The sequence below is a fragment of the Bacillus salacetis genome, from assembly GCF_049177075.1.
In the GTDB taxonomy this organism is placed as follows: domain Bacteria; phylum Bacillota; class Bacilli; order Bacillales; family Bacillaceae_B; genus Rossellomorea; species Rossellomorea salacetis_A.
Window position 1 is genome coordinate 2,773,912 of the sequence record NZ_CP185377.1, and the last position, 13,658, is coordinate 2,787,569.

Consider the following 13,658-nt stretch of genomic DNA (forward strand, 5'->3'; position numbering starts at 1 on the left):
CTGCATTCAATATTTTGAGTGACTATGGATAAAAGTATCTTGCAGTGCTTGGTTTGCCAAATTATCTGCTTCTTTGTTTTGTTTTCGGCTGACCGCTTCGTAAGTGGGTTTTATCCCCAGTGCTTTTATTTTTGCCTCAATGCGGTCCAGCCAGCTATTTAACGTTTCTTCATAACAAGGCCATTCTCCTTCAAGCTGTTTCAAAACGACTTGGGAGTCCCCCGTTATGACACATGGTGCATTGCGGACACCCAGTTCCTCCAAGAGCTGCATACAAGAATAGAGGGCAGCATATTCAGCTTCGTTGTTGTTTTCGAGCTCTTTAAGTTTTTCATTCTTTCGAATCCTGTATTTTTCTCCGCCTTTTCGATAATAAACGACCATGCCCAGACCGGCAAGCGCGTTTTCTTTATCAAATCCTCCGTCAAAGTAAACCTTAATATCTTCAGGCTCTTGTTCGAGCTCTTCATTCAATTTAAGAAATTCCTTCCTGGTCCATTCATTATCCATTTCATCCCGAATAATGATATCCCCGGCTCTGCCGGTTTTCATCAAATCTTCAATTAGATACTCAACAAACTTCCGGTTCATCCAATCTGATTCAAATGTTATTTTGTCAGGAATTTTTCCGCTGTATGTCCAGATAACTTTCATTTTCATTATTTTTTCTCTCCTTCCGACTGACTCTATTGTCCATTTGACCCTTACTATGTATAATGTACAAGGTCTTTTCAATTATTTCAGCGTATAGGGCTTAGGTTTCGTAAAGAATATCCGATAGAATGTCCTTAGTATATGCATTAACTCACTATATTTTCAGGGAGGAGATAATATGTTCAATGAATGGTTTGGACTCATATTTGTTCTTGTCAATTTCATCTTGGTTCTTGCAATGTACAGAATCTTTGGCAGGACAGGCCTGTTCGTGTGGATAGGCGTCTCAACTATATTAGCCAATTTACAGGTGATTAAAACCATTGAGATTTTCGGGCTGACTGCTACCTTAGGCAATGCCATGTATGGTACCGCCTTCCTGGTGACGGACATCCTGAATGAAAAATACGGTAAGAAAGAAGCTCAAAAAGCGGTATGGCTGGGGTTCTTCACTCTGCTTGTTATGACGATCATCATGCAAATGGTTCTTATCTTTGATCCGCATCCTGATGATTTCGCCCAGGGTTCCCTTGAAACCATTTTCGGTATGATTCCACGTATAGCCATCGGAAGCCTTGCCGCTTATCTGGTCAGCCAGTTCGCGGATGTCTACATTTTTTCTTTCCTTAAGAAAAGGTTTCCTAAAGATTCTCAATTCTGGATCCGCAACAACGGCAGTACCATGCTCAGTCAATTACTCGATACTCTCGTTTTTACAACGATTGCGTTCCTTGGAGCATTCCCATTTGATGTATGGATCCAGATTGTATTTACAACCTATTTATTAAAATGGATTGTCGCCCTGCTCGATACCCCCTTTGGATATCTTGCCAAACGATTTGATGTAAAAGATTGATTAAACTGCTTGAGACGGGATACGAACCTGTTTCAAGCTTTTTTATATAACCAGGTTTTAGCAGGGAAAATTAATAAGAATTGATGTTTTTCCCATTTGTGATTAGACTTATAGTTAGTTTATTTTTTTGAGGTGAAAAGTATGGTCGAAGTGTACATAGACGGCGCAAGCGCCGGCGATCCGGGACAAAGCGGTGTCGGGATTTATATTAAGAACAGTGGTGAAAACTTATCTTACTCCATTCCCTTGGGAATTAATGAAAATCATGAAGCTGAATACCTTGCCTGCATCAAAGCCCTGCAAATCTGCAGGGAGAAGAACTTCAATGTTCTTTCTTTCAGAAGCGACTCCCAGGCCGTCGTCAATGCTGTAGAGAAAGAGTATGCACGAAACAAAAAGTACAAGCATCTATTGGAGGAGATACTGCAGCTTTCCAAAGAGTTTGATTTGTTCTTTATCAAGTGGATTCCAAGTAAGGAAAATAAACGAGCTGATGAACTTGCCCGTAAAGCCATCCATCTGAACGAGGATTCAACGAATGAACTCTAAAAGGTGGTTAGCGGATTTCTCCCTGCTTGCAGTAGCATTTATATGGGGAACCACATTTGTCATCATTCAGAATGCTATATCTTTTCTTCCTCCTTTTGCTTTCAATACAGTGAGGTTTTTGCTCGGGGGAATATCCCTGCTGTTACTTTTGCTCATGAAGGAAAAAGGAAAAATCCGCATCAGCCGAAGCAGTTTGATACCGGGAATTGTGTTAGGTTTTTTTCTTTTCCTGGGATATGCATTTCAAACATTCGGACTTTTATACACCACCCCTGCAAAAGCAGGATTTATCACTGGGTTAAGTGTTGTCCTTGTTCCTTTTCTCGGCTTTCTGATTTTAAAGCAGAAGCCTCTTGCCGCTTATGTTGCAGGAGCTGTTTCTGCGGCACTGGGACTGTATTTACTTGCTGCCGGACATACACAGTCGATAAATCTTGGTGATTTCCTTGTCATGATATGCGCATTCGGATTTGCCATTCATATCATATTGACGGACAAGTATACAAGAATGAATTCCGCTTTGCAGCTGACGATCATACAAATATTGACGGTTGCCGGATTATCTTTAATTTCCATGCTTCTTTTTGAGGATTGGCAAACTGCCTTGACTATATCGACCTTATTTGAAACAGAGGTCATGATCGCTTTACTTGTCACAGCTCTGCTGGCTACGTCAGCTGCTTACCTGATTCAAACATCTGCACAAAAGTATACCACTCCAGCCCGGGTTGCAGTCATTTTGACAATGGAACCTGTCTTCGCGGCGCTTTTTTCTTACCTTTGGATTGGAGAAGAGCTGACCTCCATTGCTATTACGGGCTGTTTTTTCATTTTTCTGGGGATGATCCTGACAGAGCTGCCGCAGCTTTTCAGGACGATGATCAAGAAGTACTCGCCTGAAGCATAAAGAAAAGCAAAGAGAACCGAATTAAGGTTGTCTTTGCTTTTTAATTTCTAAATTCTCACTTTGCGGTACGCTTCTCTGAGATCAAGCCAATAATTCAAGACTTTCAGCATAACTCCATGCAGCCTGTCTTGTCTTGATATTGTTGGAATGCAAAGTCTCCAATAAAGACATATAAAAGCTGTTATCGAATCCTTTTTGTGCTTTTAATGTGATCTCTATTGCCGCATTAACGATTTCATCAGAAACATTCACCGATCTTTTGCCAAAGTAAATAAAACCTATCGCGTCTTCCCCAAATTTAAATCCTTTGTTTTCTAAATGAATTAGAAAGTCTTCGGTTGTTTGTTTGCTATACTTCACGATTTTCCTCACCCTGTGTCTAAAGTTCTTTTCTTTGTATTTTGCTGGATAGGCCAGATTTACGGGCCGCTTTCGCTTTTGGTCCCGTCCAGCTGCAGCGGCCAGCGACTAGCGGATTTCAATCTTCCTCCTTCCGATAAGTCAACATCAACTCACTTCGTTCGTTGTGTTTCCTTTATCTCATGCGGAAGATCTCCAATCCGTACGTCGCTTACGGGCCGCTTTCGCTTTTGGTTCTATCTTACAAAAAATCTGCCCTTTTGCCTATCTTTTTTTCCGAGGAGAAAGCTGAGGCTGCCAACTACGGCACCGAAAATGGCCCCTCCGATAACTTCTACAGGCTGGTGTCCCAGCATTTCTTTTAGTCTCATCGGCTTTTCTTCAAATGGAATCGGCTGGTCTTCATGTGCCTTTCGTACCAATTCGTCGAGCGAATTGACTTTAAGGGTAAGTTCACCAGTCTGCCGGCGTATTCCCTGTGCATCATACATGACAATCAGCCCGAAAATAAAGGAAAGAGCAAAATCAATAGTGGAAAATCCCCTTTTTAATGCGATGAATGTCGTTAATGATGAAACGCCGGCTGAGTGGGAGCTTGGCATTCCCCCAGTCTGGAAAAACAACATTGGTTTCCATTTCCCTGTTTTAAAAAAGTGTAATGGGATTTTAAGGGCCTGTGCTGCAAATATACTCAAAAGAGCTGTCACAACTCCTCTATTCATCTGTTCACCCCCTGTTTTTCTATTTAAAACCTCTCTCCTCCGCCTCATTAGTTTGTCCAATTGAATTATTTACATTAAAAGCGGCAGGATGGTGAAAATAAAAATGGAGGTGACAAAATGAGCAAAAAACATAATAAAAACAGGGGAACAAAAGCACCTGCGGTCAACCCTCAAGGATTTGCGCAGGATGGTGTATCGACTCCGGATCCTAAATCAAAACTTGAGGATCGAGCTAAAAGGTCCAATACAAAAATTTAATTTCCAACAATTCCATAATGAACAACACCACATAAAAAGGGACTTATCAAAGAACACAAAATGTTCCACTTGATAAGTCCCTAATATAAATTCCGGCTATTAAGCATGCTGGCTTAGCAGATGATCTTTACCAATAAGAAAGCGTCTTAATGCCCTAAGTTCCAATTCCTCCATCATTAAAATGGCATCCGGTGCAATTGCTTCCCATTTAGCTGCTTCCATTTGAAATTCCAGCGGTACGTCACATTTGATTTCTGCAAGCTGGCGGGATAAATGAAGCATTTCCAAATCCCCTTCAATTTTCTTTCTTTGAGAAGGAGTAAGCAGATGGAGGCTGTCCAAGATCCCCTGAATATGCTCATGTTCCTGAATCAATTTGACTGCTGTTTTTTCACCGATTCCTTTAACACCAGGGTATCCATCACTTGTATCTCCCATCAGCGCTTTTACGTCGATAAACTGCTCAGGCGTCAAACCTTTTTCTTCTATAAAATAATCTTTTGAATACGTTAGATAATTTCCAAAGCCCTTTTTCAAAAGAACCACATCAATATTATCATCCAAAAGCTGCAGCAAGTCCTGGTCACCGCTTAAAATGGATACTTTTGTTTCTTTTGCAGCTGTTTTGGCGATTGTTCCGATGCAGTCATCTGCTTCAAAACCGCTCATTCCGATATTATACAGTGCAAACCCTTCTGCAACCTCTTTTGCCAAATCAAATTGCGGAATCAATTCAACCGGCGGCGCATTGCGGTTTGCCTTATAATCAGAATAAATCTCATTGCGGAAAGTAGCACTTCCCATATCCCAGCATACCGCTGTATGTGTGGGATTGATATGTTCAACAGCCATCAGCAAATGTTTCATGAATCCCTGTACACCATTGGTAGGCTGTCCTTTTGAATTTATCATAAACTGTCCTGAAACGGCAGTCGCGAAAAACGAGCGAAATAATAGAGCCATTCCATCGATCAATAATAAATGTTCATTGTGTTTTTCCACATTCACCACTCCTTTGTTCACTCTAGCATTATAACATATTTCAGTAATGAATTTTTTTGAAATTCTTAGGAGGGATGGTAAGAATCTTACAAACACAAAAAAACCTGATTCCACAGAATCAGGTTTTCATTTTACTCTTCCCCTTTATTCACTTCATGTTCTTCATAAGAAATCCAGTCACTATAACTGCCTGGATAGAGCTTCGCGTTTTGATAGCCCGCTTCCCATAAAGAAAGGATATTCGGTGCGGCTGTTACACCTGAACCGCAGTAAACGATGAGCGGCTTTTCCCGATCGAGCCCTTCCCATCTCCTCTGTTGTTCCTCTACTGGAAGGAAACTGCCGTCTTGCAGTCCCTCTGTCCATTCATGATTCACAGCTCCAGGAATATGCCCGGGGATCTTGTCAATGGGTTCCGCCAGACCAAGGTAGCGTTCCCTTGCCCGGGAATCAATAAGAATGCCTTCCAGTGCTTTTCTTGAGATTTCTCTCACATCATCAACTGCTGCAATCATCTCATTTTGTATGTTAGGATGATACTTCTTTGAGCTAAAGTCAATGATTTCGCTGGTAACAGGCAGGTTCTGTTTCTTCCAGCCTTCATATCCTCCATTTATAACGAAGGCTTCATTGTGCCCGGCATATTTCAGCAGCCACCAGCAGCGGGCAGCAAAGGCTCCCTCACTGTCGTCATACACGACGACAGTTGTATCATTGTCTACTCCCGACTGTTCGAGCTTACGAATGAAATCGTCCATATTCGGCAGCGGGTGCCTTCCGCCATGCTTTTTCACTTCACCGGATAAATCCTTTTCCAAGTCAAAGTAAACGGCGCCGGGAATATGACTTTCCTTGTAGGCTTTCTTCCCATATTCCGGCTCGCCTAGTTTAAAGCGGCAGTCAATGATTCTAACATTCTCATTGAGGTAGTTGGATTGGAGCCATGAGATATCTTTAGTATTCTTCACCTGCTTCATCCTCCTTTTTCATCAGCTTGCTGATATGCTCTTTTGGGTCCCAGCAGTTAAATTGGTACTCAGGCTTAGTTTCATAGCCCAGCCTTGTACAGTGATAGTGCATTTTACCGTCAATTCTATCCGCTGAAAAGTTTTTGCAGGTTGCACATGCATGGTAACGGCTGTTCTTCATTTTCCCAACCCTTATCTGTTTGCAGAGAGTTTGGAGTAAATCTCTTTCCAACCCTCTAAGTTTTCAATTGATTCCAATGCGGCCAGCCATGAGTCGATTTGTTCCTGCGATTGTGATAGTAACTCTTCTGTCATTCGTCGATGTTCATCCTTCAAGAATTCAACCGCCCACTCGGTGATCCGCTTTTTTGATTGGTCCAAATAGTCGTCTGCCGGACCTTGAAGATCTCCATTTAAACTTTCCATCACTTTTTTCTTTCCATTATTCTCGAAAAAGTCCTTAGGATTTTTGAAGTTTTTCAATGCGGGACTGAATCGTTCCCTCTCAAGTTCCGTGAATGCCTTTGAAAAGTCTATTTCCTTTGGGTCCCCTGCTTCGTATGGAGAAAAGACCAGGTTCTCTTCCATTTTCTTGACTTTCTCAATATAGATTTCGAATTGTGACTTTAATTGCTTTCCTGAAAACTTTTCCGTTCTCAGTGTTGTGGCACGCATTTCCTGTGCAAAATCAAATCCTGTTGAATCCAGCAGTTCTTCCAATGCAGCCTGTAATGCTGCTTTCGAAGAGGAATGCTGTGTAAAGACAGCCGGATGAAATGCTTCCTTGAAAAAGTCTGAGAAACGAAGAAATACCCTTTGCTTCACATAATGGATCAGCTCTTTTATCTCTTGAGACACTCGCAGTTTCATGCTTTCAGGAGCCTCACTGGCAAGGAATTCCTGGACTTTCTCTTTAATCAACAGTAATTCTTCTTTCCTGTTTTCGCGGTTCTTCTCATCCATTGAAGAGTTCTCGATCAATGTTTTCAGGCGGTCGAGGCCGCGCTCCCATTCTGCTGATGCAGATTGGGCGGCCATCAATTTCAACTCTCCGTCAATGAAATCGTTAAATTCATTCTTGAAGGACTCTATTCCTGATTCCATTCTCCTTTCCGGCTCCATAGCCAGCTTGGAGGATACTCCAAAAATCCGAGGGAAACGGATGCCGTACTCAATAAGCTGTCCTTGTACATAGTCGATCACATCTTGTTTTTCTTCTTCATCTTTGGCCAAGTCGACTGCGTTGACAATGAAGAACATCTTATCCAATTCAAAGGCATCCTTGACCCTTCCCAGCTGAATCAGGAATTCCCTGTCAGCTTTTGCAAACGCATGATTATAGTAAGTCACAAACAGGATCGCATCTGAATTTTTAATATATTGGAAAGCGACACCTGTATGCCTTGCATTGATGGAATCAGCACCAGGAGTATCAACGAGGGTGATGCCCTGCCTTGTTATCGGAGAATCATAGAAAAGGTCTATTGACTCTACATAACAGGATTGGCTTTCATTCGCAACGAAACCTCTGAATTCTTCCAAACCGACCTTTAACACTTCCCCCAACTTTGAATGATACTCATCGTATCCTTTTAGGAATGCGGCAAGGAATGAAAGGTGGACTTTTTCTTTCCCTTCTCCATCGTTGCTTTTTAACAAGCCTGGGATGCGCTCTGCCGCCTCCTCAAGTGAATCGGCCTGAACTTGGAAAACCTTCATTGAATTCTGCACATCAATGAGCATCTGCTGTCCGGTCTTCAGGAATACTTGGGCAGTCCCGTGTTCCCGCCCTTCCGATACCGGGCGGATCCTATTGATGGATGCAGTTGTCGGATTCGGACTTACAGGCAATACCTTGCTCCCTAACAGCGCATTGGCAAACGAGGATTTACCGGCACTGAATGCACCAAATAACGCAATGGTGAAGTGCTGTTCCTGGAGCCTTTCAGCTTTCTTCTTCAAGATTTGGGCTGTCTGTTTAAGACCGCTGATGCTTTCATAATCTCCCGCCATCTCATTCAAGCGCTTTATCAATGGTTCCAATGCTATGGACTTGTTTTCGGCCTCCCGCATTTTTTCCCCTGATTCTGTTTCTTCATTGATACTGTCCGTTTTTTTTTCTTTGTGAATTTCTGCAGCATAAGTGGTGTAGTTTTTCTCACTTTTCTCCCACTTGTCTTCCCATTCATCAACTGTCTCTTGCGAATTTAGATTCACTGACCCTTCAACAATACTTTGGAGATTATCATTCTTGATTTCGGCGTCTTCCTTATAAAAATCAAGCTGCTTAAGAGCATCTGTTTTTTCTTTAATCAGCTTATGCTGCTCCTTCAAAGCTTCGTTTTCCTCGTTTTTTTCGGAGTCAACAAGTTCCACCAACCTCGCTTTGAGGCTTTCAGTCTCTCTTCTTGCTTTCCTTTTAAGTTTTCCGGCAAGCTCTTCACAATAATTTAAAACATACTCACCAGTCACCCTGGCACCAGCTTTTGCCGTCTCATTTAGATCTGATTCAGTGACCTCCACCGTCAGGCCTTCCGACTTCGTCATTAAATCTTCATCATGAAAGCCCGCCTGTTTCATCACAAGACTGCCCAGACCTCGCAAGTGCCACTCCAATTGAGCCTCGACATTTTTTTTCAGATTCTCCATGAGATCGGACTGACGCTGGCGGCGTTCTTCTTCTGTTTTCTTTTTTGAGAAAAACATTCCCACCTTGAAATCATCCTGAAGCGACTCCAGATACTTCTTTGCCAGCTCTCTTGTTTCAAAAGGCATTAAATACGCGTTTTTGATTATTTTTTCTCGTTCTTCTTCAAAGGTTTGGATATAAGACTTAGAGCTATTATCAGCAATTTTCGTGCGTAATGCAGCTTCCTTTTGGATTAATTCCTCACTGTTCTCAATATCTTCCGAAGAGATTATTGAAGAAAGGGAATCCTGCTGCTCCTTTAAATTCTCTTTGAGCCATTTCTGATGGTCGCTCACCAAGCGGTTCACACCAGCAGCAAATGAGCGCTGCAGCAGTTCATCTTTATGCTGGAACTGGCTGTTGATCAAGTCCCTGACTTCTGTAAATTCATTATGGGGATTTGCTTGATCCCGAAGAGAAGTGAAAAAGATCCTCTCCGGTTTAACCTGCCAAGCAGCAAAAGAATCTGAAACAGACTGTTTAAATTGATCAAAAGATAACTCTTCATCGTTGTGTTTATCAATCTGATTGACAATCAAATAAAGCCTGACGCCATGATTGGCAAGCTCCCGGGTATATTCGAAATTCAACTGTGATTGAACATGATTGTAATCCATCACATAAAACACAATATCTGCAAGGTGAAGCGCCGACTCTGTTGAAATCCGGTGAGCGTCATCTGTGCTGTCCACTCCTGGTGTATCCAGTACTGTCACTCCATCAGGAAGCTTGGTGTGCTTTTTCCCTATTTCGATACTTTGGACATTTTCCCCGTCCTTACAGTATTGTTTTACAATATTAAAATCATAAGCTCCATCAAAGATGACCGACTGCTTATCGTGATAATGAACTTTGGCAAAGTCAGAATCAGCATAGTGAAGCTTTACCAGATTGGCTGAGGTCGGGATAGGGCTCGACGGCAACAGCTCCTCTCCTGCCAGTGCATTGATCATTGTCGATTTACCGGCGGAGAAGTGTCCGCAGAAACCGGCTATAAATTCATTTTTCCAAAATTTATTTGCGAGCAGCTCTGCTTTTAAAGCAGCCTCTTTATCACCGCTTTCACTCAGCGTTTCATGTAAGGATGCAAGCTTTTTTATTTTTTCATCGAACGTTGTCTTTGTATGTGATAGCGATTGCAAAGTAACCTTCCCCTTATACCTGAAGTAATGTTTATCCATGTTATGCATCTTATATTTTATCTCATAATTTACTTCATTCCTATTAAAACATGGCCGTAAATGGAACCATCATACAAAAAAGGACTCAATATTCAAGTTGTCCTTGAACATTCAGTCCTTTTTGGAAGGCTGCAAATCATCGATCATACGCAGGAACCAGATCTCTTGAATCTGAATCTTCAGAAGCGATTGCCCTAGCCGTCAATACTGTCTTGCTTTTTGTTACGAATACATTCTTCAAAACATATTTCGTTAATATGCCGTATACAACTGCCGTCAGGAGAACCAAAAACAAAATCATACCGGAAACCCCTTCCTCTTATGCCCGTCTTGAGAATAATTTTCATCTTCAATTAGGATTTTATCAGAAACGATAATCATTTTCAATCATTATTCAGTCAATTCCCTCTTTTTTCACAGAAGGGATAAACCGCTTCTTCCCCTGGTGTATCTCTTGATAATCTGTCACTGATGCCAGCGCTTTCTCTTCAACAGGGATGCGTATCGATAAAATGAATTGGTTGAGCAGCGCAAAGATGAATAAGGTCCAATATGCATTAAACATGAGCGGGATAACTATCAGTTCAACTGTTACGATAAAATAATTGGGGTGTTTGATGAACTTATAGGGCCCTTTCGCTACAACATCAGCTTGCGGTAGAACAATGATCTTTGTATTCCAATACCTCCCCAGCGAGGTAATTACCCACATCCTCCCTGCTTGTGTCAGCAGAAAGATGAAAAACAAAGCAAGCCAATAATCACTCAGGGAACTTTGTCCAAAGATTTCTTCAGCCAATAGAGAAGCAAAAAAGAGCAAGTGTATGGCCACCATAATCTTATAATGGTTCCGGCCATATTCTTTAGCGCCTTTTGCTTTCATCCACTTTTCATTTCTTTTTGCGATAAAAAGCTCTACAATCCGTTGGATGGCAATTATGGAAAATAACAGATAAAACATCATTCCCACCTCATTAAGAGCAATTCGGAACTGAATCCCGGTCCTAGAGCTACTCCAAGCCCTATATCTCCAGTTTGGATTTCTTTGTTCAAATGATCTTGTAAAACATATTGGATGGTGGCAGATGACATGTTTCCAAATCTCCTCAAAATATCTCTTGCGCTATCAAGCAATGAATGATCCAGTCCCAGTGCTGTCTCATACGCATCTATGACTTTCTTTCCTCCGGGGTGGGCAACAAAATGTTTGATATCTTTTAAGGACAAATTATTCTTGGATAGGAAACTCTCAACATTTGGTTTCAGCCAGTCTTCGATGATCGTGGGTATATCTTTGGAAAAGACGACAAACAGGCCATTATCTTTGATATTCCATCCCATCACATCCAAGGAGTTTTTCATAGTGGTGGATTGAGTAGCGAATATTGCCGGAAGGGGTGTCCTAGATTCATTCAAAGCAGGGCTCTCATCTCCGCATAACAAAGAACAAGCTGTTCCATCGGCAAATAAAGAAGTTCCAATAAGGTTGCTCTTTGACCTGTCACCATGCTGAAAGGTCAATGAACATAGTTCAATAGTCAGCACCAACACATTCGCTTTTGGAAATGCCAGGCAGTACTCATAAGCCCGTGCTAATCCGCTGGCACCTCCTGCACAGCCCAGACCCCAAATCGGGATTCTCTTGACGTGGTCCGGGAAGGGAAGGTGATTCATGATCCTCGCCTCTATGCTTGGTGTGGCTAGGCCGGTCGTGCATATTGTGAAGATTGCATCTATATCTCCATAACTAACACCATGGCTGTTCTCTATACATTTGCGTATCGCTTCGATTCCTAATTCAACTGACTTTTCTACGAAAGAATCATTTTTCTCCTGAAAAGACTTCGGCTTTTTAAACCAATCGATATCATGTACAAAGTGCCTTGATTCTATCTCTCCATTCTGGAAAACAGGTAAAAGCCGTTTGATATCGCGGAAGTTCTCCGAAAATAAATTCTCTGCAAAAATGGCCACTTCCTCTTGGTTGATACAGTATGGAGGAATGGCTGTTTCCACTTTTAGGATTTTAGGCATACAAATCTCTCCTTACCTCAGTAAGGATATCTTTACCATTCATTTAAAATTCATTCATATTTGTTTATACAAAGTCTAAACAGATTATAATTCTCACCGATAAAAGAATTATAGACACCAAGAAACAAATTATTGGAGGATTCGACATGACGACAACAACAAAAAGTGTTACCGATATTTTGAATGGAACGATTCAATCTATTAAATCGGTCTTCCCCCTCCCTGTAAAAGTTGATCAGCCAACTCTGGTTTCAGAGCCGGTGAGAAAGCAGAAAATCGGTGTTTTGATTGGACTTACCGGTGATATTCGGGGCCAGATTATCCTTGATGGGGATATTCAAGATTTCCAAGGCCTGGCCGCTTCCATGTTCGGCATGCCGCTTGAAGGTGAAATGCTTGAATCCTTTGCTGGAGAACTAGGCAACATGATTGCAGGCAACCTTTCCACCCAGATTTCCCAACTCGGTCATTCAATGGATATTACTCCGCCGGCAGTCATCGTTGGCGAATCAAAACTATCCGGGTTTGACAGGGCATTGAAGCTTCCCATAGCAATAGAAAATATTGGCGAATTCATAATTATCATCATGGTGGACCAGGCATAATCAACACCATGACAAAGAGAGAAGACATACGAATCAACATTCGCATGCCTTCTCTCTTTGTTATTCATAACCATTAAAAACCTTGGATCGTCATACCACCATCGACGAAGAGAGTCTGCCCTGTTACATAATTTCCAGCAGATGAAGCAAGGAAAACAGCAGGACCGACAAGCTCTTCCAGTTCACCAACCCTATTAAGGGGTGTGACAGCCAAAATGTCATTCACATACTGCTCGTCCTGAAGAAGCTTTTCAGTGAGCGGGGTCTTAAAATACCATGGTCCAATACTGTTTACATTGATATTATACTTACCCCATTCGAATGCAAGGACTTTTGTCATCTGAATCAATGCAGCCTTTGTTGCAGCATACACTACGCCTGTTCGAAGTGCAACATGTCCTGCAACCGAAGCAATCGTGATGATTTTCCCGCTGTTTTGTTCCTTCATGATCTTACCCGCTGCCTGACTCATCATGAACGCTGATTTCAAATTGGTATCCATGATTTTCTGCCATTCTTCATCGGTAACGTCCAAGGCTTGGGAACGGATATTCATTCCCGCATTATTGACAAGTATGTCAATGGAACCCGCTTGCTCTTTTACCATGGCGGCAGCTCTTTCCACTTCTTCCCTGGATGTAACATCTGTCTTGATTATGTATGCTTTCCTTCCAAGCCCCTCGATATGTGAAGCTGTTTCCTTGAGATCTTCTTCTGTTCTTGATAAAAGGGCTACGTCCGCACCGGCCTCTGCCATACCAATCGCTATAGCCCGCCCGATGCCCCTTCCGGCACCCGTTACAATCGCTGTCTTTCCTTTAAGCTCAAAAGATGGTAAAAACATTACAATCTCCCCCTTTCAATATTTACCTT

The 13,658-nt window shown here is 42.0% G+C and carries 16 protein-coding genes; 5 read left to right on the plus strand and 11 right to left on the minus strand.

Annotated elements, in window-relative coordinates:
• Positions 1 to 6: 6 nt before the first annotated feature.
• On the minus strand, positions 7 to 660 hold the full coding sequence (locus tag ACOJQI_RS14535) for a reverse transcriptase-like protein (RefSeq protein WP_421379080.1): 654 nt from the start codon (positions 658 to 660) through the stop codon (positions 7 to 9).
• Positions 661 to 832: 172 nt separating this feature from the next.
• Between ACOJQI_RS14535 and ACOJQI_RS14540 the strand changes: the two genes are divergently transcribed.
• The 3 genes from ACOJQI_RS14540 (at position 833) to ACOJQI_RS14550 (ending at position 2,966) form a co-directional block, all read left to right on the plus strand.
• Positions 833 to 1,510 carry a queuosine precursor transporter gene (locus ACOJQI_RS14540; protein ID WP_421379082.1) on the plus strand — a complete coding sequence of 226 codons (678 nt, stop codon included), beginning with the start codon at positions 833 to 835 and terminating at the stop codon, positions 1,508 to 1,510.
• Between the two features lie 141 nt (positions 1,511 to 1,651).
• Positions 1,652 to 2,059 (plus strand): reverse transcriptase-like protein, encoded by a 408-nt coding sequence (locus ACOJQI_RS14545; RefSeq protein ID WP_421379084.1) that lies wholly within the window; start codon positions 1,652 to 1,654, stop codon positions 2,057 to 2,059.
• On the plus strand, positions 2,049 to 2,966 hold the full coding sequence (locus tag ACOJQI_RS14550) for a DMT family transporter (protein WP_421379086.1): 918 nt from the start codon (positions 2,049 to 2,051) through the stop codon (positions 2,964 to 2,966). Before ACOJQI_RS14545 ends, ACOJQI_RS14550 begins: the two co-directional genes overlap by 11 nt.
• Before the next feature lie 81 nt (positions 2,967 to 3,047).
• Here the strand turns inward: ACOJQI_RS14550 and ACOJQI_RS14555 are convergent, their stop codons facing one another.
• Positions 3,048 to 3,326 (minus strand): DUF6123 family protein, encoded by a 279-nt coding sequence (locus tag ACOJQI_RS14555; protein ID WP_421379088.1) that lies wholly within the window; start codon positions 3,324 to 3,326, stop codon positions 3,048 to 3,050.
• Positions 3,327 to 3,562: 236 nt separating this feature from the next.
• Complete coding sequence (locus tag ACOJQI_RS14560; RefSeq protein WP_421379090.1) at positions 3,563 to 4,048, minus strand: divergent PAP2 family protein; 486 nt, start codon at positions 4,046 to 4,048, stop codon at positions 3,563 to 3,565.
• Between the two features lie 117 nt (positions 4,049 to 4,165).
• Here ACOJQI_RS14560 and sspL point away from each other — a divergent pair, with 117 nt between their 5' ends.
• Positions 4,166 to 4,306 carry a small, acid-soluble spore protein L gene (sspL, locus tag ACOJQI_RS14565; protein ID WP_421379092.1) on the plus strand — a complete coding sequence of 47 codons (141 nt, stop codon included), beginning with the start codon at positions 4,166 to 4,168 and terminating at the stop codon, positions 4,304 to 4,306.
• Positions 4,307 to 4,405: 99 nt separating this feature from the next.
• On the opposite strand, the gene ACOJQI_RS14570 is transcribed toward sspL, so the two are convergent.
• The 7 genes from ACOJQI_RS14570 to ACOJQI_RS14600 form a co-directional block, all read right to left on the minus strand.
• On the minus strand, positions 4,406 to 5,308 hold the full coding sequence (locus ACOJQI_RS14570) for a 5'-3' exonuclease (protein WP_421379094.1): 903 nt from the start codon (positions 5,306 to 5,308) through the stop codon (positions 4,406 to 4,408).
• Positions 5,309 to 5,439: 131 nt separating this feature from the next.
• Positions 5,440 to 6,285, minus strand: coding sequence for a sulfurtransferase (locus ACOJQI_RS14575; protein ID WP_421379096.1), 846 nt, complete (start codon positions 6,283 to 6,285; stop codon positions 5,440 to 5,442).
• Entirely contained in the window at positions 6,263 to 6,457 is a 195-nt protein-coding gene (locus ACOJQI_RS14580; protein WP_421379098.1) for a hypothetical protein, read from the minus strand. Before ACOJQI_RS14580 ends, ACOJQI_RS14575 begins: the two co-directional genes overlap by 23 nt.
• 11 nt (positions 6,458 to 6,468) lie before the next feature.
• Positions 6,469 to 10,107 carry a dynamin family protein gene (locus ACOJQI_RS14585; protein ID WP_421379100.1) on the minus strand — a complete coding sequence of 1,213 codons (3,639 nt, stop codon included), beginning with the start codon at positions 10,105 to 10,107 and terminating at the stop codon, positions 6,469 to 6,471.
• A 175-nt stretch (positions 10,108 to 10,282) separates the two neighbouring features.
• A complete protein-coding gene (locus tag ACOJQI_RS14590; protein WP_421379102.1) occupies positions 10,283 to 10,447 on the minus strand; it encodes a hypothetical protein in 165 nt (54 codons plus the stop codon).
• 93 nt (positions 10,448 to 10,540) lie between these two features.
• Positions 10,541 to 11,110, minus strand: a complete 570-nt coding sequence (locus ACOJQI_RS14595) for an isoprenylcysteine carboxyl methyltransferase family protein (RefSeq protein ID WP_421379104.1) — start codon at positions 11,108 to 11,110, stop codon at positions 10,541 to 10,543.
• The gene (locus ACOJQI_RS14600; protein ID WP_421379106.1) at positions 11,107 to 12,180 is read right to left on the minus strand and encodes a type III polyketide synthase; all 1,074 of its coding nucleotides are present in this window, start codon (positions 12,178 to 12,180) and stop codon (positions 11,107 to 11,109) included. Before ACOJQI_RS14600 ends, ACOJQI_RS14595 begins: the two co-directional genes overlap by 4 nt.
• 146 nt (positions 12,181 to 12,326) lie before the next feature.
• Here ACOJQI_RS14600 and ACOJQI_RS14605 point away from each other — a divergent pair, with 146 nt between their 5' ends.
• Positions 12,327 to 12,785 (plus strand): chemotaxis protein CheX, encoded by a 459-nt coding sequence (locus tag ACOJQI_RS14605; RefSeq protein ID WP_421379108.1) that lies wholly within the window; start codon positions 12,327 to 12,329, stop codon positions 12,783 to 12,785.
• Between the two features lie 73 nt (positions 12,786 to 12,858).
• Here ACOJQI_RS14605 and ACOJQI_RS14610 read toward each other — a convergent pair whose 3' ends face one another.
• Positions 12,859 to 13,629, minus strand: coding sequence for an SDR family NAD(P)-dependent oxidoreductase (locus tag ACOJQI_RS14610; protein WP_421379110.1), 771 nt, complete (start codon positions 13,627 to 13,629; stop codon positions 12,859 to 12,861).
• Between the last annotated feature and the right edge of the window lie 29 nt (positions 13,630 to 13,658).

Bases quoted from the DNA above. Each gene is read 5' to 3' on its own strand.
- ACOJQI_RS14560 (WP_421379090.1), bottom strand. From the start codon at position 4,048: ATGAATAGAGGAGTTGTGACAGCTCTTTTGAGTATATTTGCAGCACAG.
- ACOJQI_RS14610 (WP_421379110.1), bottom strand. From the start codon at position 13,629: ATGTTTTTACCATCTTTTGAGCTTAAAGGAAAGACAGCGATTGTAACG.
- ACOJQI_RS14540 (WP_421379082.1), top strand. From the start codon at position 833: ATGTTCAATGAATGGTTTGGACTCATATTTGTTCTTGTCAATTTCATC.
- ACOJQI_RS14575 (WP_421379096.1), bottom strand. From the start codon at position 6,285: ATGAAGCAGGTGAAGAATACTAAAGATATCTCATGGCTCCAATCCAAC.
- ACOJQI_RS14595 (WP_421379104.1), bottom strand. From the start codon at position 11,110: ATGATGTTTTATCTGTTATTTTCCATAATTGCCATCCAACGGATTGTA.
- ACOJQI_RS14590 (WP_421379102.1), bottom strand. From the start codon at position 10,447: ATGATTTTGTTTTTGGTTCTCCTGACGGCAGTTGTATACGGCATATTA.
- ACOJQI_RS14580 (WP_421379098.1), bottom strand. From the start codon at position 6,457: ATGAAGAACAGCCGTTACCATGCATGTGCAACCTGCAAAAACTTTTCA.
- ACOJQI_RS14550 (WP_421379086.1), top strand. From the start codon at position 2,049: ATGAACTCTAAAAGGTGGTTAGCGGATTTCTCCCTGCTTGCAGTAGCA.
- ACOJQI_RS14535 (WP_421379080.1), bottom strand. From the start codon at position 660: ATGAAAATGAAAGTTATCTGGACATACAGCGGAAAAATTCCTGACAAA.
- ACOJQI_RS14600 (WP_421379106.1), bottom strand. From the start codon at position 12,180: ATGCCTAAAATCCTAAAAGTGGAAACAGCCATTCCTCCATACTGTATC.
- ACOJQI_RS14605 (WP_421379108.1), top strand. From the start codon at position 12,327: ATGACGACAACAACAAAAAGTGTTACCGATATTTTGAATGGAACGATT.
- ACOJQI_RS14545 (WP_421379084.1), top strand. From the start codon at position 1,652: ATGGTCGAAGTGTACATAGACGGCGCAAGCGCCGGCGATCCGGGACAA.
- sspL (WP_421379092.1), top strand. From the start codon at position 4,166: ATGAGCAAAAAACATAATAAAAACAGGGGAACAAAAGCACCTGCGGTC.